The following is a 16697-nucleotide window of genomic DNA, read 5'->3' as shown; positions in this document are numbered from 1 at the left end:
CCGGCGTCGGCCTCAGTCCTCGCCGAGGTACGCCTTGCGGACCGACTCGTCGTGCAGCAGGTCTCCGCCCGTGCCCGAGAGGACGATCTTGCCGATCTCCATGACATGGCCCTGGTCGGCGAGGGAGAGCGCGGCCTGCGCGTTCTGTTCGACGAGCAGGATCGTGGTGCCCTGGGACTTCAGTTCGGCGATGGTGGCCATGATCTTCTGCATCATGATGGGGGACAGGCCCATGGAGGGCTCGTCCAGCATCAGCAGTTTCGGCTGGGACATGAGCGCGCGGCCCATCGCCAGCATCTGCTGCTCGCCGCCCGAGAGGGTGCCCGCGGCCTGCTTACGGCGTTCGCCCAGGATGGGGAAGAGGTCGTAGGCGCGCTGGATGTCCTTCTCTATGCCGGCCTTGTCGTCGCGCAGGAAGGCACCGAGGCGCAGATTGTCCTCGATGGTCATGCGCGGGAAGATGTGCCGTCCCTCGGGGGAGTGGGCGAGGCCCAGCGCGACGATGTCGTGCGCGGGGACCTTCTTCAGCGACTTGCCGTTGAACTTGATCTGGCCGCCGACGGGCTTGAGCAGGCCCGACAGGGTGCGCAGGGTCGTGGTCTTGCCGGCGCCGTTGGTGCCGATGAGGGTGACGACCTCGCCGGCCTCGACCTTGAAGGAGATGCCCTTGACGGCTTCGATCTTGCCGTAGGCGACCCGGAGGTCCTCGACTTCGAGCAGTGCGGTCATCGGTCGTTCTCCTTGCCGGGCGCGCCGGGCGCGGTGTCCTTCGTGGGCTCGGCGTTCGCTTCGGCGGCTTCGACTTCGGCGACCTCGTCCTGACCGGGCGCGTCCTCGAAGGGTTCGCCGAGGTAGGCGGCGACGACCCGCTCGTCGCCCTGCACGGTGGCGCTGTCGCCCTCGACGAGTTTTTCGCCCTGGACGAGGACGGCGACGCGGTCGCAGAGGTTGAAGATGAACCGCATGTCGTGCTCGATGACGAGGACGGCGATGCCCTTGTCGCGGATGGCGAAGACGAGTTCCTCGGTGGCGCGCGTCTCCTGCGGGTTCATACCGGCGGTGGGCTCGTCCAGGAGGAGCAGACCCGGTTCGCTGGCCAGGGCGCGGGCGATCTCCAGCTTGCGCTGCTCGCCGTAGGGGAGGTTGCGGGAGAGGAGTTCGGCCTTCTCGGCGAGGCCGACGAACTCCAGCAGCTCCATGGCGCGCGCCCGGGAGGCGGCTTCGGCCTTGTGGAAGCCGGGGCCGCGCAGCAGGGCGGACCAGAGGCCTTCCTTGGTGCGGGTGTGGCGTCCGACGAGGACGTTTTCCAGGACCGTCATGTTGGCGAAGAGACGGATGTTCTGGAAGGTGCGGGCGATGCCGGCCGCGGTGACCTTGAAGGACTTGGGCGGCAGGACCTGGCCCTTGTAGCGGACCTCGCCCTCGGTGGGGATGTAGAGGCCGGTCAGGCAGTTGAAGAAGGTCGTCTTGCCGGCGCCGTTGGGGCCGATCAGTCCGACGATCTCACCGCTGTTGACGGTCAGGTTGACGTTGCGTACGGCGGTGAGGCCGCCGAAGCGCATGGTGACGCCGCGGGCGTCGAGGACGGTCTCGGCGGGGGTGGCGCCGGGGGTGGCGTCCTTGGTGGTGGTGTCGGTGGTCATGGGTCAGGCCCCTGCCTTGCTGAGGACTGTGGGTGCTTCGGCCTCTTCGTGGAATTCGAGCTGGCGGCGCCGGTTGGGGATGAGTCCCTCCGGGCGGAAGCGCATGAGGAGCACGAGGGCCATGCCGAAGGCGAAGAGCTGGAGGTCGCCGAGGAACTGGAGCTTGGCCGGGATGAGGTAGAGCAGTGCCGCGCCGACGAGGGGTCCGCTGATGGTGCCCATGCCGCCGAGGACGACGGCGGCGAGGAGGAACGCCGAGTTCGGCGGGACCACGTGGGCGAACTGGTACTGCTCGGGTGTCACGGTGTACGTGACGTGGGCCTGGACGGTGCCGGCGAGGCCGGCGAGCGCGGCGCCGAGGGCGAAGGCGATGAGCTTGACCCGGAAGCCGTTGATGCCCATGGCCAGTGCGGCGGTCTCGTCCTCGCGGATGGCGATCCAGGCGCGGCCGATGCGGGAGTCGCTGCTGCGTCGGAAGACGATCACCACGACGAGGGTGATGAGCAGCATGAGGAAGAAGTAGTTGGCGAAGCGGGCGATGGTGAACCCGGCGATGGTGTGCTCGGCGCCGAAGTCGAAGCCCAGGATGTTGAGGTTGGGGATCGAGGCGATGCCGTTGGAGCCGTTGGTGATGTCGGGTCCGGAGGTGCCGTCCATGTTGAGGACCGCGATGCGGAAGATCTCACCGAAGCCGAGGGTGACGATGGCGAGGTAGTCGCCGCGCAGCCGCAGGGTCGGGGCGCCGATGATGACGCCGAAGATCATGGCGACGGCGGCGCCGAGGATGGCGCTGGCCCAGAAGGGCAGGTGGATGTCGAAGGGTGAGGAGGGGGAGCCGGAGACCATGGCCGCGGTGTAGGCGCCGACGCCGAGGAAGGCGACGTAGCCGAGGTCGAGGAGGCCGGCGAGGCCGACGACGATGTTGAGGCCGAGGGCGACGGTGGCGAAGATCAGGATGTAGACGCCGATGGTCGCGTAGCGGTCGTCGGACTGGGTGAAGGGGAACGCCGCCGCCGCGGCGAACGCGCCGATCATGGTGACCGTGCGGTGCTTGGCGGTGAGCGCTGAGACGCGGGCGACGAGGCCGGCCTTGGAGAGGGCGGCGAAGCCGAAGCCGGCGGTGATGAGGAAGCCGACGAAGAGTTCGTCGTACTCGGTGCCGATGCCGTAGGTGAAGACGGTCAGGCCGAGGGCGAGTGCCGCGACGATGACCAGGATCTCGGCGTAGGCGGGGAGTTGGCGTGCCGGGGCGGCGGTGCCGCCGGCGAAGCAGGCCTTGACGACGGCCCAGGCGTTGCGCAGGCCGAGCTGGAACTGTTCCCAGGAGCTGTCCTCAGGGTCTGCTGTCTCGGGCTGCGGCCGTGTGAAGGGCAGGGCGAGGGCGCCGAGGAGGGCGGCGAGGGTGGCGACGGCTGCGACGTAGCCGCCGGGCTCCAGGTTGACGATGCCGCCGAGCTGGAGGCTGATGGCGAGGACCGTGTACCAGGCGGTGGCGAAGGTGCCGAGCGCGGCGAGCTTGATGGCGCTGTCGGCACCCGCGGGGGTGAGCCAGCGCAGGCCCTTGACGCCGTAGGAGGCGAGGCCGAAGAGCGCGGTGAGGGCGCCGCCGATGAGGACGAGGATCTGGAGGCCGCCCGGGTAGCCGTAGACGGTGAGGTTTCCGGGGAAGGCGGAGGTCCAGGTCCAGGAGAGGAAGGCGGAGACGACGGCGAGGGCGCCGCCGCCGGTGGCGAGTGCGCGGCCGGTGTTCTCCGGGAGGCCCACGAGACCCCTCGAAGTGTCGTCGTGCTTGGCGGCGGGCGCCGGGGATGCGGTGGTCTGTGTGGTCATCGGTGTCACGCCCTGTCCGCCACGCGCTCCCCGAGCAGGCCCTGGGGCCTGACGAGAAGGACGAGGATGAGGAGTGCGAACGCCCAGACGTTGGCCCAGGACTGGCTGCCGAACTGGTCCATGCCGGGGATGTCCGAGATGTATGCGGTGGAGAGGGCTTCGGCGAGGCCGAGGGCGACGCCGCCGAGCATGGCGCCGTAGATGTTGCCGATGCCGCCGAGGACGGCGGCGGTGAAGGCCTTGAGGCCGAGGATGAAGCCCATGCGGAACTGGACCTGGCCGTACTTGAGGCCGTAGGCGACGGCTCCGACGGCGGCGAACGCGGCGCCGAGGGCGAAGGCGACCACGATGATGCGGTCGGTGTTGATGCCCATGAGCTTGGCGGTGTCGGGATCCTGCGCGGTGGCCTGCATACCGCGGCCGGTGCGGGTCTTCATGACGAAGTAGGCGAGGACCGCCATGCTGATCGGGGCGGCGACGAGCAGGAAGATGTCACCGGTCTGGATGGTGACGTTGCCGATCTCGAAGGGGCCGCCGTCGATCTGCGGGAAGTTCACGGACTCCTTGGCGTCCGGGTACCAGGCCCATACGGCCTGCTGGAGCGCGAGGGAGAGGCCGATGGCGGTGATCAGGGGTGCCAGGCGTGGGGCGGTGCGCAGGGGGCGGTAGGCGAGGCGTTCCGCTCCGACGGCCGCGAGTACGGCGACGATGATGCCGCCGATGAGCATGAGGGGGAGCGCCACCCACAGGGTGGTGCCGTCGGGCAGCACGTACAGGTAGACCGTGATGGCACCGAAGCCGCCCAGCATGAATATCTCACCGTGGGCGAAGTTGATGAGCTGGACAATGCCATAGACCATCGTGTAGCCGATGGCGACCAGCCCGTACATGGATCCCAGTAGCAGGCCGTTGACCAGCTGCTGCGGCAGTTCGTTCACCGCATGTCCTTCCGAGATTCGGATGTTCGACGAATGTGACCGGATGCGAGTCCGCGCGGGGCGCTGTAGTGCAGCGCCCCGCGCGGCTCATGTGTGTGCGGGTGGGGTCAGCCGGTGTACGTGCCGGACTCGACCGCCTTCCACTCCCCGCCTTCGACCTTGTAGACGGTCAGCTGCTTGTTGGTCGTGTCGCCGTACTCGTCGAAGGAGACCTTGCCGGTGACGCCGTCGAAGGAGACGTTCTGCATGGCTTCGGTGATCTTCGCGCGGGCGTCGTCGGGGAGCTTGCCGTCGTTGTCCTCGACGACCTTCTTGACGGCCTCGATGATCGCCCAGGCGCTGTCGTAGGAGTAGCCGCCGTAGGCCGCGTAGGGCTCCTTGTAGCCCGCTTCGGTGTAGTTGGCGACGAACTCCTTGGCGGAGTCGAGCGTCTCGACCGGGGCGCCGACGGAGGTGGAGAAGTCGCCGGTGGCGGCGTCGCCGCCGAGGTCCATGTAGGCCGGGTTGTTGATGCCGTCGCCGCCGGCGACGGGGATCTTGGCGCCGGCGGCCTTGATCTGCTTGGTGAGCGGGCCGGCCTGCGGGTACTCGCCGCCGTAGTAGACGACGTCGGCGCCGGAGGACTTGACCTCGGTGGCGACCGCGGAGAAGTCCTTGGTCTCGGGGTCGATGTGCTCGGTGCCGACGACCTTGCCGCCGAGCTTCTCGAACTCCTTGGTGAAGGTGCCCGCGAGGCCGGCGCCGTAGGTCTTCTTGTCGTCGATGACGAAGACCTTCGTCTTCTTGGCCTTGTTGTACAGGTACTGCGCGGCGAACGGGCCCTGGATGGCGTCCGTGGTCGCGGTGCGGAAGTACGACTTGTACGGGCGGACCTTCTCGGTCTCCCACTTGGGGCCCTGGGTGAGGGTCGGGCCGGTGTTGGCGGGGGAGACCTCGACGAGCTTGGCGTCGTCGAAGACCTTCTGCATGGACTCGGCGACGCCGGAGTTCAGCGGGCCGACGACGCCGAGGATGTCCTTGTTGGCGACGAAGGTGGCGGCGTTCTGCTGGCCGGAGGAGGGCTGCGCCTGGTCGTCGAGAGCCTCGATCTCGAAGGTTATGCCCTCGACGTACTTCTCCTTGTTGGCCGTTTTGGCGGCGAGGTCGGCGGAGTTCTTGATGCCGAGGCCCATGGCGGAGAGGTCACCGGTCAGCGGGGCGTCGACGCCGATGACGATCTTGGTGCCACCGCTGGTGTCCGAGCCGCCGTTGCCCTCGTCGCGCGAACCACAGGCGGTGAGAGTGAGTGCTCCCGCCGCCAGAGCGGCGGTGATGGCGATGAGCGAACGTTGACGCACGATCAGTCCTTTCCCTGGCACGGCCCTTCCTGTTTGGAAGCGGCCGAGTCGAGCGCTGGGCCGAAGACGTGACTTCGATTCCGTTGGCGCGGTGACTGGGCGTGACTCTAAGCGTGTGTGGGGAACGTGGAGGAGAGTCTGACCAAGGCTGTGACGCTCTTGTTATGACACGAGGTAATGCAGAGCGGTACTCAGTGGGTGGATGTGCGGAATTCAGGCCGATTCGCCCTGTCCGCATGCTGAGAACCCGCAGGGTCGACGCGGGTAGGTTCAGGAGTGTTCAGGCTTTTGGTGATGACATGGAATCGTTGCTACAGGCGACTTGGAGGGCATCGGAGAGGTCCTGCGCATAGCGCTCGCCCAAGATGAAACTGTGCGGTTCTATTGCGCGCGTATTACGTAGAGTTACATCCAGGAAAGGAAGTCCGGCGTTCTCCGGCACTTTTCCGCATTCCGTGATGCGCATGGTGATGACGATCTTTCGGGGCTCTTTCGTCCCGATCCGGAACGGAGTGTGCGGGTCCGTCCGCAGGCTGAGACCCGCGTACGGCTGGGCCATCCGTTCGACCGTGATCGCCGGGCCGTACCGCACGCGCAGCTCCAGCTCGAAGCCGAAGCTCCCGCGCGGCGTCCCGGCGGACCGGGTCACCGGGCCCAGATAGCTCACCCCGATCGCCTGGGAGGGGTACGGGGCCTCCCTCGGCGTCGGCTCCGGCGTCGTCGGCGCCGGGTGCGGCCGGGTCGCGTACAGGGCGACGCCGCCGGCCAGTACGGACATGGCCGCCGCCACCGCGAGCACGGCGCGGCGGTGCCGGGCGTACACCTGCGCCAACGGCCCGCGAGGGGGCTCCGGCGCGGACGCGGAGCCCGGTCCCGGCGCGTCCCCCGCGCGCGTGCCCTCACCGGGCTCGACCGGGCCGACACCGCTCATGACCAGGGACCCCCGCCCGGACCGCCCGAGCGATACAGCTCCCGGCAGTCCGCGCGTGCCCGCCGGACGATCAGCCGCTCGGCGGCGGTCGGCCCCGCGCGCTCCTTCTCCGCCCGTGCCGCGTCCACGACCGCCCGCAGGACGTCGTACTGCCCGTTCGACAGCCCCATGGACTGGTAGTCCCCGTAGGTGCCGCCGTCCAGCACCTCCCGCGCCCAGTGCGCGACGATCCGCGCGCACAACGCCTCGGGCGGCGTGGCCGACGGGGACGGCCGGTGCGGGGTGGCCGAGGCCGACGGCGAGCCGCCGCGTCCGTCCGTCCGCCCGTCCGTCGTGCCCGCCGCGCACCCGGTGACCAGGACGCCGATCAGCAGCGTCGGCCCGAGTGCCGCCCCCGGACGGCGGGGCGCTCCTCCCGTTGCCATGCCTCGACGCTAGGGCCTGTCCGCCCCGGGCGACCAGAGGCGAAGTGGCCGTCACCGCCGCCCGCCCGGCCTTCGCCGCGGTCAATCCGCCGCCCGCGCCGGCTCACCCGCCGCCACCGGGGCGTCGCGCAGCAGACAGGTCAGGCGGGCCGTGCACACCCGCTTGCCCGCCTCGTCGCTGACGACGATCTCGTACGTCGCCGTCGAGCGGCCCCGGTGCAGCGGTGTGGCGACACCGGTGACCAGCCCGGACCGTACGCCCCGGTGGTGGGTGCAGTTCAGGTCGACGCCGACGGCGATCTTGGAGCTGCCGGCGTGCAGCATGGAGCCGACCGACCCCAGCGTCTCCGCGAGCACGGCGGACGCGCCGCCGTGCAGCAGCCCGTACGGCTGGGTGTTGCCCTCCACCGGCATCGTCCCCACGACCCGGTCCGCCGACGCCTCCACGATCCGGACGCCCATACGGGTGCCCAGATGTCCGGCGGAGAACATCGCCACCAGGTCGATGCCGAGGGCCGCGTACTCGTCGATGACCTCTTGCGGGAACTTCGCGTGGTGCTGCTCGCCCATGGGGCTCCGTTCGTCGTCGGTCGCGCGCCGCCGGCCGGGGGCGCCGCCGGCGCGGGTGCGCCGGCCCTCCTGAGCAAACGCTCAGTCGGTCGACGATTGTTCCAGACGGACCACGACGGACTTGCTGGCCGGGGTGTTGCTGGTGTCGGCGGTGGCGTCCAGCGGGACCAGGACGTTGGTCTCCGGGTAGTAGGCGGCGGCACAGCCGCGGGCCGTCGGATAGTGCACCACCCGGAAGCCGTCGGCCCGGCGCTCCACACCGTCCTTCCACTCGCCGACGAGATCCACGTACGACCCGTCGGCGAGCTTCAGCTCCCGCGCGTCCTCGGGGTTGACCAGGACGACCCGGCGGCCGTTCCTGATGCCCCGGTAGCGGTCGTCGAGGCCGTAGATCGTGGTGTTGTACTGGTCGTGCGAGCGCAGCGTCTGAAGGAGCAGACGGCCCTCGGGCAGTTCGGGGTACTCGACGGGCGCGGCCGTGAAGTTGGCTTTGCCGGTGGCCGTGGGGAAGCGGCGCTCGTCGCGCGGGGCGTGCGGGAGGGCGAAGCCGTTCGGGTCGGCCACGCGCGCGTTGAAGTCCTGGAAACCGGGGACCACGCGCGCGATGCGGTCGCGGATGGTCGCGTAGTCCTTCTCGAACTCCTCCCACGGTGTGCGGCTCTCCTCGCCGAGGACCCGGCGGGCCAGCCGGCACACGATGGCCGTCTCGGACAGCAGCTGCCCGCCGGCGGGCTCCAGCCGGCCGCGTGAGGCGTGCACCATGCCCATCGAGTCCTCGACGGTCACGAACTGCTCGCCGCCGCCCTGGAGATCGCGCTCGGTGCGGCCCAGGGTGGGCAGGATCAGCGCCCGCGCGCCCGTGACGGCGTGCGAGCGGTTCAGCTTCGTCGACACATGCACGGTGAGCCGGGCCCGGCGCATCGCCGCCTCCGTGACCTCCGTGTCGGGGGAGGCCGACACGAAGTTGCCGCCCATCGCGAAGAACACCTTCGCCCTGTCGTCCCGCATGGCCTTGATGGCCCGGACGACGTCGTAGCCGTGCTCCCGGGGCGGGGCGAAGCCGAACTCCTTCTCCAGGGCGTCCAGGAACGCCGGGGCGGGCCGCTCGAAGATGCCCATGGTGCGGTCGCCCTGCACGTTCGAGTGCCCGCGCACCGGGCAGACACCGGCGCCGGGGCGGCCGATGTTGCCGCGCAGCAGAAGGAAGTTGACCACCTCGCGGATGGTCGGCACGGAGTGCTTGTGCTGGGTGAGGCCCATGGCCCAGCAGACGATGGTCCGCTTCGAGGCGAGCACCATGCGCAGCGCCTCGTCGATCTTCTCGCGGGTCAGGCCGGTCGCGGTGAGCGTCTCGTCCCAGTCGGCGGCGCGGGCGGCCTCGGCGAACTCTTCGAACCCGTGGGTGTGCTCGGCGACGAATGCCTCGTCGACGGCACCCTCCGTCTGCAGGACCAGCTTGTTCAGGAGGCGGAACAGTGCCTGGTCGCCGCCGATGCGGATCTGCAGGAACAGGTCGGTGAGGGCGGCGCCCTTGAGCATGCCCTGCGGGGTCTGCGGGTTCTTGAACCGCTCCAGGCCGGCCTCGGGCAGCGGGTTCACGGTGATGATCCTCGCGCCGTTCGCCTTGGCCTTCTCCAGGGCGGACAGCATCCGAGGATGGTTCGTCCCCGGGTTCTGGCCGGCGACGACGATCAGATCGGCCTTGTAGAGGTCCTCCAGCAGGACGCTGCCCTTGCCGATGCCGATCGTCTCGTTGAGCGCGGAGCCCGAGGACTCGTGGCACATGTTGGAGCAGTCCGGCAGGTTGTTCGTGCCGAACTCGCGGGCGAAGAGCTGGTACAGGAAAGCGGCCTCGTTGCTGGTCCGGCCGGAGGTGTAGAAGAGGGCCTCGTCGGGAGAGGCGAGGGCCTTCAGCTCCTCGGCGACGATGTCGAGGGCGCGCTCCCAGGACACCGGCTCGTACCGCTCGCCGCCCTCGGGCAGGTACATGGGGTGGGTGAGCCGCCCCTGCTGCCCCAGCCAGTAGCCACTGCGCGTGGCGAGATCGGCCACGCCGTGGGCGGCGAAGAACTCCGGGGTGACCCGCCGCAGCGTGGCCTCCTCGGCGACCGCCTTGGCGCCGTTCTCGCAGAACTCCGCGGCGTGCCGGTGGTCCGGTTCCGGCCAGGCACAGCCGGGGCAGTCGAAGCCGTCCTTCTGATTGACCCGCAGCAGCGTCAGCGCGGTCCGCTTCACCCCCATCTGCTGCTGCGCGATCCGCAAGGTGTGCCCGATCGCCGGCAGGCCCGCCGCCGCGTGCTTGGGCTCCGCGACCCGCGGCGCGTCCTGAACCGGATCACTCTTCGGCGCCTTGCCGGCCATGGCTGCTCCCCATTCGCGTACGCGTGTGCTGATTCGGGCGTGAGGCTACGACTCCGATCCTCGCACGCACGCACGACGGGAAACGAGCGGGACCGGCGGACGGGACCGGCGGACGGGACGGGCGCCGGAGGCGGGGGCCGGGTGTCAGTGGTACGTGGCAGGATCGGGGGCGTGGCAGAGACTGGAACGAAGAAGACCGACAGCACCCCCGGCGGCAGCCGTCCCCGGCTGATGCTCATGGACGGGCACTCGCTGGCCTACCGCGCGTTCTTCGCGCTGCCCGCGGAGAACTTCACGACGGCGACGGGCCAGCCGACCAACGCGATCTACGGCTTCGCGTCGATGCTGGCGAACACGCTGCGCGACGAGGCCCCCACCCACTTCGCGGTCGCGTTCGACGTCTCCCGCAAGACCTGGCGCTCGGAGGAGTTCACCGAGTACAAGGCGAACCGCTCCAAGACCCCGGACGAGTTCAAGGGCCAGGTCGAGCTGATCGGCGAGCTGCTCGACGCGATGCACGCCGCCCGCTTCGCCGTCGACGGCTTCGAGGCCGACGACATCATCGCCACCCTCGCCACCCAGGCCGAGGCCGCGGGCTTCGAGGTCCTCATCGTCACCGGCGACCGCGACTCCTTCCAGCTCGTCAGCGAGCACACCACCGTGCTCTACCCGACGAAGGGCGTCTCGGAGCTGACCCGGTTCACCCCCGAGAAGGTGTTCGAGAAGTACGGCCTCACCCCGGCCCAGTACCCGGACTTCGCGGCCCTGCGCGGCGACCCGTCCGACAACCTCCCCGGCATCCCCGGCGTCGGCGAGAAGACCGCCGCGAAGTGGATCAACCAGTTCGGCTCGTTCGCTGACCTCGTCGAGCGCGTCGAGGAGGTCAAGGGCAAGGCCGGGCAGAACCTCCGCGACCATCTGGAGGCCGTCAAGCTCAACCGCCGCCTCACCGAGATGGTGCGCACGGTCGAGCTGCCCAAGGCCGTCGCCGACCTGGAGCGGGAGGCGTACGACCGCAAGGCCGTCGCGATGGTCCTGGACACCCTGGAGATCCGCAACCCGTCGCTGCGCGAGCGTCTGCTCGCCGTCGACCCGGGCGCCGAGGAGGCCGACGCCGGTGAGCCGGCCGCCCCCGGCGTCGAGGTGGACGGCACGGTCCTCGGCTCCGGCGAGCTGGCCCCCTGGCTCGCCGAGCACGGCACGGAGATCCTCGGCGTCGCCACCGTCGACACCTGGGCGCTCGGCACCGGCTCGGTCGCCGAGATCGCGCTCGCGGCGGGCGGGGGAGCGGCGGGCGGGGGAGCGGCGGGCGGGGGAGCGGCGGGCTGGTTCGACCCGAGCCAGCTGGACGAGGCCGACGAGACGGCGTGGGCGGCGTGGCTCGCCGACCCGGCCAGACCGAAGGTGTTCCACAACGCCAAGGCGTCGATGCGGGTCTTCGCCGATCACGGCTGGACCGTCGAGGGCGTCGGCATGGACACCGCGCTCGCCGCTTACCTGGTCAAGCCGGGCCGCCGCTCCTTCGACCTGGACGCGCTCTCCCTGGAGTACCTGGGCCGCGAGCTGGCGCCCGCCGCCACGGCCGACGGGCAGCTGGCGTTCGGCGCGGACGAGGGCGCCGAGGCCGACGCGCTGATGGTGCAGGCCCGCGCGATCCTCGACCTCGGCGCGGCCTTCGGGGAGCGCCTTCAGGAGGTCGGCGCGGCCGATCTCCTCCGGGACGTCGAACTGCCGACCTCCGCGCTGCTGGCCCGGATGGAGCGGCACGGCATCGCGGCGGACCGGGCCCATCTGGAGGCCATGGAGCAGATGTTCGCGGGCGCGGTGCAGCAGGCGGTGAAGGAGGCGCACGCGGCGGCGGGGCACGAGTTCAACCTCGGCTCGCCCAAGCAGCTGCAGGAGGTCCTCTTCGGCGAGCTGGGCCTGCCCAAGACCAAGCGCACGAAGACCGGTTACACCACGGACGCGGACGCTCTCGCCTGGCTGGCCGGCCAGACGGAGAACGAGCTGCCGGTGATCATGCTCCGCCACCGTGAGCAGGCGAAGCTCCGGGTCACCGTCGAGGGCCTGATCAAGACGATCGCCGCGGACGGCCGCGTCCACACCACCTTCAGCCAGACGGTCGCCGCCACGGGCCGGCTGTCGTCCACGGACCCCAACCTCCAGAACGTCCCGGTGCGCACCGACGAGGGCCGGGCCATCCGCCGGGGCTTCGTCGTCGGCGAGGGCTTCGAGTCCCTGATGACGGCCGACTACAGCCAGATCGAACTGCGTGTGATGGCCCACCTCTCCGAGGACGAGGGCCTGATCGAGGCGTTCACCTCCGGCGAGGACCTGCACACCACGGCCGCCGCGCAGGTGTTCGGCGTCGAGCAGTCCGCCGTGGACGCGGAGATGCGCCGCAAGATCAAGGCGATGTCGTACGGCCTGGCCTACGGCCTTTCCGCGTTCGGCCTCTCCCAGCAGCTGAACATCGACGCGGGTGAGGCGCGGGCCCTGATGGACGCGTACTTCGAGCGGTTCGGCGGCGTACGGGACTATCTGCGCCGGGCCGTCGACGAGGCGAGGGCGACGGGCTTCACGGCGACGCTCTTCGGCCGCCGCCGCTATCTGCCCGACCTCAACAGCGACAACCGCCAGCGTCGCGAGGCCGCCGAGCGGATGGCTCTCAACGCGCCCATCCAGGGCACCGCCGCGGACATCGTCAAGATCGCCATGCTGAACGTCGGCCGTGCCATGGACGAGGCGGGCCTCGCCTCCCGGATGCTCCTCCAGGTCCACGACGAAATCGTCCTGGAGATCGCCCCCGGAGAGCGCGACCGCACGGAGCGGATCCTCCGCCACGAGATGGCCAACGCGGTTCATCTGCGGGCCCCGCTGGACGTCTCGGTGGGGTACGGCCCCGATTGGGAGTCGGCGGCGCACTGACGACCAAGGGGCGACGGGGGGCGACGGGGGGCGACGGGTGCGGGCGGGCTGCGTTGTCGGGCGCGGGCCCGGTGGTGCTTCTCGCGCAGTTCCCCGCGCCCCTCAAGAGACTGGGCGCCGCCGAACTGAAGAGCGACGGGTCTGCGGGGCGTGAGGGGCGACACGCGTTTGCGGGCCCGTGAAAGGCGACGGGGCCGCGCCCCTGAAAAGCACGGGGCGCAGCCCCGGCTTTTCAGGGGCGCGGGGAACTGCGCGACCAGCCCCCACCCACCCGCACCCGACCCCGCACCCGACCCCGCACCCGACCAAGACACGCACCCGCACCTGACCACGCACCCAAAACCACCCGCACCCAAAACCACCCGCACCCGCACCCGCACCCCGCGCCCGGTGTCACCCGACCGGCCCCCACCACCGCGCCCCCAGCGGAGCGCAACCGCAAGGATGCCCGCATGGGCATACGCACGCTCCGCCGCCGTACAGCGACAGCTGCCACCCGCCTGTCAGGGATGCGAACCCGCCTCGCCAGGGCCCCCTGGACCGGCCCACGCGTCCGACGGCCGCACAGCCTCTACCCCTGGCCGCTGACCCACCCCCTGGCGGCCCTCCTCGGACACGTCCCCCCGTACGCCCCCCGCGCCGCCAGACCCCGCATCCCCAGCGGAGTACCCGCCCGGCGCCCGGCCCTCAGCGGCGGACCGAGCTGTCCGCCTCCGCGTCGACGCCGGGCACCGGAGCGGCCGGAGCCGGACGCCGCGCCCTGACACCGACGCCGTACAGGACCACGCCGACCACCAGCCCGGCGCCCGCCCCGAAGCACACGGTCGGGATCACCTCGTACGGCTTGGCGACCGCACCCCAGTGCGCCCACCAGCGGGCCACCCGCTGCACGGCCGCGACCAGCGCGCAGCCCCCGATGACCGCGCCCGCCACCCACCGGTCGGCCGAGGACAGCACGGGCACGCCCACGGGCTCGGCCACCGGCTGCCGGCGCAGGGCCAGCCGGAGGAAGGCGGCGATCGCGACCGCCGCGACCGCGGAGCCGCCGTACTGGAGGTACCAGTAGAGCGGCGAGCCCGCGATCTCCTCGCCGAGGACGGGGAAGAGCCGCATCCCCCACCGGTCGAGATGCGTGAACGCGTCCCACACCACATGGGTCAGCGATCCGAGGGCGGCGGACACGTACCACCACAGGACCAGCGAGGGGCTGAACCGCCGCGCCCCGCTCCCGCAGCGCACCAGCGCGGCCACCCTGCCCTGCCGCCCCCTCGGCAGCAGCGCGACCAGCGGCTCACGGAGCAGCAGCCACAGCCCGACCAGCGCCCAGGTGACGAGGACGTCGACGGTGAAGACCCCGGCGAAGGAGTGCGTGACATCGCCGAACTCCATGGCCTCGGGCAGGACGCTCGCCACGTAGTAGGTCATGTCGGGCGCGAACGAACCGGCGACGAGGACCGACGCCACCAGAGGTCCGCGTGCGGTCCCGTTCCCCCGCAGGGCGGGCAGTACGGCGGCCGCGTGGCTGAGCGTGAAGGGCAAGTCGTCCCCCTGTGACGGACTTTGACCGGACGGGTCGGTCCGGCGATGACCGGTCGCCAGTATGCGCGACTCGGGCCCGCCCCTCCGAAGCGTGCCCGCGTGACAGGAAACCGATATGGCCAATAGGTGAATACCGGGCACGAACGGGTGTCCGGGCGACGGAAGTTGTCGTAGGGTCGCCTGGGCCGTCGTGCCGGTTGGTGCGGTGGCCACCGGAGTTCTGGAAAAGGGAATGCCGGAACAGGGCAACCAAGACCGCAACTCCGGAGTCGGTGTACCTGGGCAGGGAAGCCGGTCCGGCGAAACCGGAGAATGCCCGAGGCATCAGTAGACGGACACACGGGAAGAACGCCGAGGCGTTCGGCCACCGGGAGGGGTTCACTCAATGGCGGCGCAGTTCGGTTTGAGGCTCCGCAAGGGGGCGGCCACGACCGCCCTGGCCGCGGCCACGGTGGCGGCGCTGGCCGCCTCCCAGGCCCCGGGAGTGACCACCGACAGCGCGGGCAGACAGAGCGCGGGCGCGCCCTCGCCGGAGATGAGCACCCAGGCGGACGAGACCGCCTCGGGCAACTCCCAGTACTTCACGGACCTTCCGCCCCTCGACAGCCCCACCCCGACGACGGGCACGGGCGGCACCTCGGGCACCACCGGCGGCTCCGAGCGCGGCATACCCGCGACCGTCCTCGACGCCTACAAGAAGGCGGAGTCGTCGCTGCGCGACTCCAAGCCCGGCTGCAATCTGCCCTGGCAGCTCCTCGCCGCCATCGGCAAGGTGGAGTCCGGCCAGGCGCGCGGCGGCCAGGTCGACGCCGAGGGCACGACGACCGGCATCCTCGGCCCGCAGCTCAACGGCAACGGCTTCGCGAACATCAGCGATACCGACAACGGCGTGTACGACGACGACACCACGCACGACCGGGCGGTCGGCCCGATGCAGTTCATCCCCTCCACCTGGGAGTGGGCGGGCCGCGACGGCAACGACGACGGCGTCAAGGACCCCAACAACATCTACGACGCCGCCCTCGCCGCCGGCCACTATCTGTGCCGCTTCGACTGGGACCTGTCGAACGACGCCAACCTGCGCAGCGCGATCCTCAGCTACAACAACTCGACGGAGTACTACAACACCGTCATGACGTGGCTGGAGTACTACCGCAAGGGCACCCACGAGATCCCGGACGGCACCGGCTCCCTGCCCGAGACCCCGAGCTCCGGCAACACCGACAGCTCCGGCAGCGGCGGGAACGACAACGGCGACTCCTCGGCGAGCCCCAGCCCCAGCCCCACCCCGCCGAAGCCGGAGAAGCCGGAGACCGAGGAGCCCGGCGGCGGCACCACCACGCCGCCCCCGCCGACCACCAACCCGCCCTCGACGCCCGGCACTCCGGGCACCCCCACCGACACGGTGGACCACCTGGAGAACGCGGGCGCGGCGAACCTCACGGCCATGGCCGGCGACACCTTCACCGGCAGGCTCGTCACCCGCACCGAGACCAAGGCGGGCAAGGCCGTGGCGAAGGTCCGGGTCCGTTTCACCGTCGTCGGCGACTCGGACACCACCTTCACCGGTGGCGAGAAGGTCGCGACCGTCCAGACCGACAGCGCGGGCAAGGCCACCGCCCCGGCGCTCGTGGCCGGGGAGAAGACCGGCACGGTCACGGTCCGCGCCACCGTCGTCGGCCGTACCGTGGCCGCTCTCGACCACAAGGTCACCGTCACCGCCCGCCGGGCCGACGCCCTCGCCCGCACCACGACCACCGCGCTGACCTGCGTCCCGAACGGGGAGTTCGCGGAGCAGATCGGCCTCAAGGCCACCTACCGGGGCGCGATCGCGGACAACGTCGCGGTCAAGGCGACCCTCGTCAAGTCGCTCCTCGACGTCACCGAGAACGACAAGGGCCCCTACTTCAAGGACGCGGACGAAAAGCCCGTACGCACCCTGGCACTGGAGACCGACGCGGACGGCCTCCTCACCCTCCCGAAGCTCTCCGCGGACGACGCCGTCGGCACGTTCCTGCTCCGCGTGGAGACCGAGGGCGGCGCGACCCTCACCCTGGAACTGACGGTGGAGGAACCCGCCGAGCCGACGGAGCCCACGGACCCGGCCACGCCCGCCGATGCGGAGACCCCGAGCACCGACGCGTCCTAGGCCGTGTCCGCACGCTCGGCCGTACGGACACGGCGGCGCCCTTTCT

12 protein-coding genes are annotated in these 16697 nt (G+C 70.7%); 2 read left to right on the top strand and 10 right to left on the bottom strand.

What is annotated here, in order from left to right; all coding sequences use genetic code 11:
• Positions 1 to 12: 12 nt before the first annotated feature.
• The 9 genes from F9278_RS10260 to F9278_RS10220 all read right to left on the bottom strand — a co-directional run bounded on the left by F9278_RS10260 (position 13) and on the right by F9278_RS10220 (position 10035).
• A complete protein-coding gene (locus F9278_RS10260; protein ID WP_152168036.1) occupies positions 13 to 729 on the bottom strand; it encodes an ABC transporter ATP-binding protein in 717 nt (238 codons plus the stop codon).
• The gene (locus F9278_RS10255) at positions 726 to 1643 is read right to left on the bottom strand and encodes an ABC transporter ATP-binding protein (RefSeq protein ID WP_152168035.1); all 918 of its coding nucleotides are present in this window, start codon (positions 1641 to 1643) and stop codon (positions 726 to 728) included. The genes F9278_RS10260 and F9278_RS10255 overlap by 4 nt, the downstream gene beginning before the upstream one ends.
• A 3-nt stretch (positions 1644 to 1646) precedes the next feature.
• Positions 1647 to 3473, bottom strand: coding sequence for a branched-chain amino acid ABC transporter permease (locus tag F9278_RS10250; RefSeq protein WP_152168034.1), 1827 nt, complete (start codon positions 3471 to 3473; stop codon positions 1647 to 1649).
• A gap of 5 nt (positions 3474 to 3478) precedes the next feature.
• Positions 3479 to 4411, bottom strand: coding sequence for a branched-chain amino acid ABC transporter permease (locus F9278_RS10245; RefSeq protein ID WP_152168033.1), 933 nt, complete (start codon positions 4409 to 4411; stop codon positions 3479 to 3481).
• Between the two features lie 107 nt (positions 4412 to 4518).
• Positions 4519 to 5748, bottom strand: a complete 1230-nt coding sequence (locus F9278_RS10240) for a branched-chain amino acid ABC transporter substrate-binding protein (protein WP_193241422.1) — start codon at positions 5746 to 5748, stop codon at positions 4519 to 4521.
• 280 nt (positions 5749 to 6028) lie between these two features.
• Positions 6029 to 6679, bottom strand: coding sequence for a Tat pathway signal sequence domain protein (locus F9278_RS10235; RefSeq protein ID WP_152168031.1), 651 nt, complete (start codon positions 6677 to 6679; stop codon positions 6029 to 6031).
• Complete coding sequence (locus tag F9278_RS10230) at positions 6676 to 7104, bottom strand: hypothetical protein (RefSeq protein ID WP_152168030.1); 429 nt, start codon at positions 7102 to 7104, stop codon at positions 6676 to 6678. Before F9278_RS10230 ends, F9278_RS10235 begins: the two co-directional genes overlap by 4 nt.
• A gap of 81 nt (positions 7105 to 7185) precedes the next feature.
• Positions 7186 to 7674: a hotdog fold thioesterase gene (locus F9278_RS10225; protein WP_152168029.1), complete on the bottom strand. Its 489-nt coding sequence runs from the start codon at positions 7672 to 7674 to the stop codon at positions 7186 to 7188.
• Between the two features lie 81 nt (positions 7675 to 7755).
• Positions 7756 to 10035 carry an FdhF/YdeP family oxidoreductase gene (locus tag F9278_RS10220; RefSeq protein ID WP_152168028.1) on the bottom strand — a complete coding sequence of 760 codons (2280 nt, stop codon included), beginning with the start codon at positions 10033 to 10035 and terminating at the stop codon, positions 7756 to 7758.
• A gap of 171 nt (positions 10036 to 10206) precedes the next feature.
• Between F9278_RS10220 and polA the strand changes: the two genes are divergently transcribed.
• Positions 10207 to 12963 (top strand): DNA polymerase I, encoded by a 2757-nt coding sequence (polA, locus tag F9278_RS10215; protein WP_152168027.1) that lies wholly within the window; start codon positions 10207 to 10209, stop codon positions 12961 to 12963.
• Between the two features lie 687 nt (positions 12964 to 13650).
• On the opposite strand, the gene F9278_RS10210 is transcribed toward polA, so the two are convergent.
• Positions 13651 to 14502 (bottom strand): DUF4184 family protein, encoded by an 852-nt coding sequence (locus F9278_RS10210; RefSeq protein ID WP_152168026.1) that lies wholly within the window; start codon positions 14500 to 14502, stop codon positions 13651 to 13653.
• Between the two features lie 385 nt (positions 14503 to 14887).
• On the opposite strand from F9278_RS10210, the gene F9278_RS10205 reads away from it, so the two are divergent.
• Positions 14888 to 16651, top strand: coding sequence for a lytic transglycosylase domain-containing protein (locus tag F9278_RS10205; protein ID WP_152168025.1), 1764 nt, complete (start codon positions 14888 to 14890; stop codon positions 16649 to 16651).
• Positions 16652 to 16697: the final 46 nt, after the last annotated feature.

Origin of the sequence: Streptomyces phaeolivaceus, from assembly GCF_009184865.1 — a bacterium.
GTDB lineage: Bacteria > Actinomycetota > Actinomycetes > Streptomycetales > Streptomycetaceae > Streptomyces > Streptomyces phaeolivaceus.
Note: the sequence above shows the minus strand (reverse complement) of the source record. Positions and strands in the feature narration are given on the sequence as shown.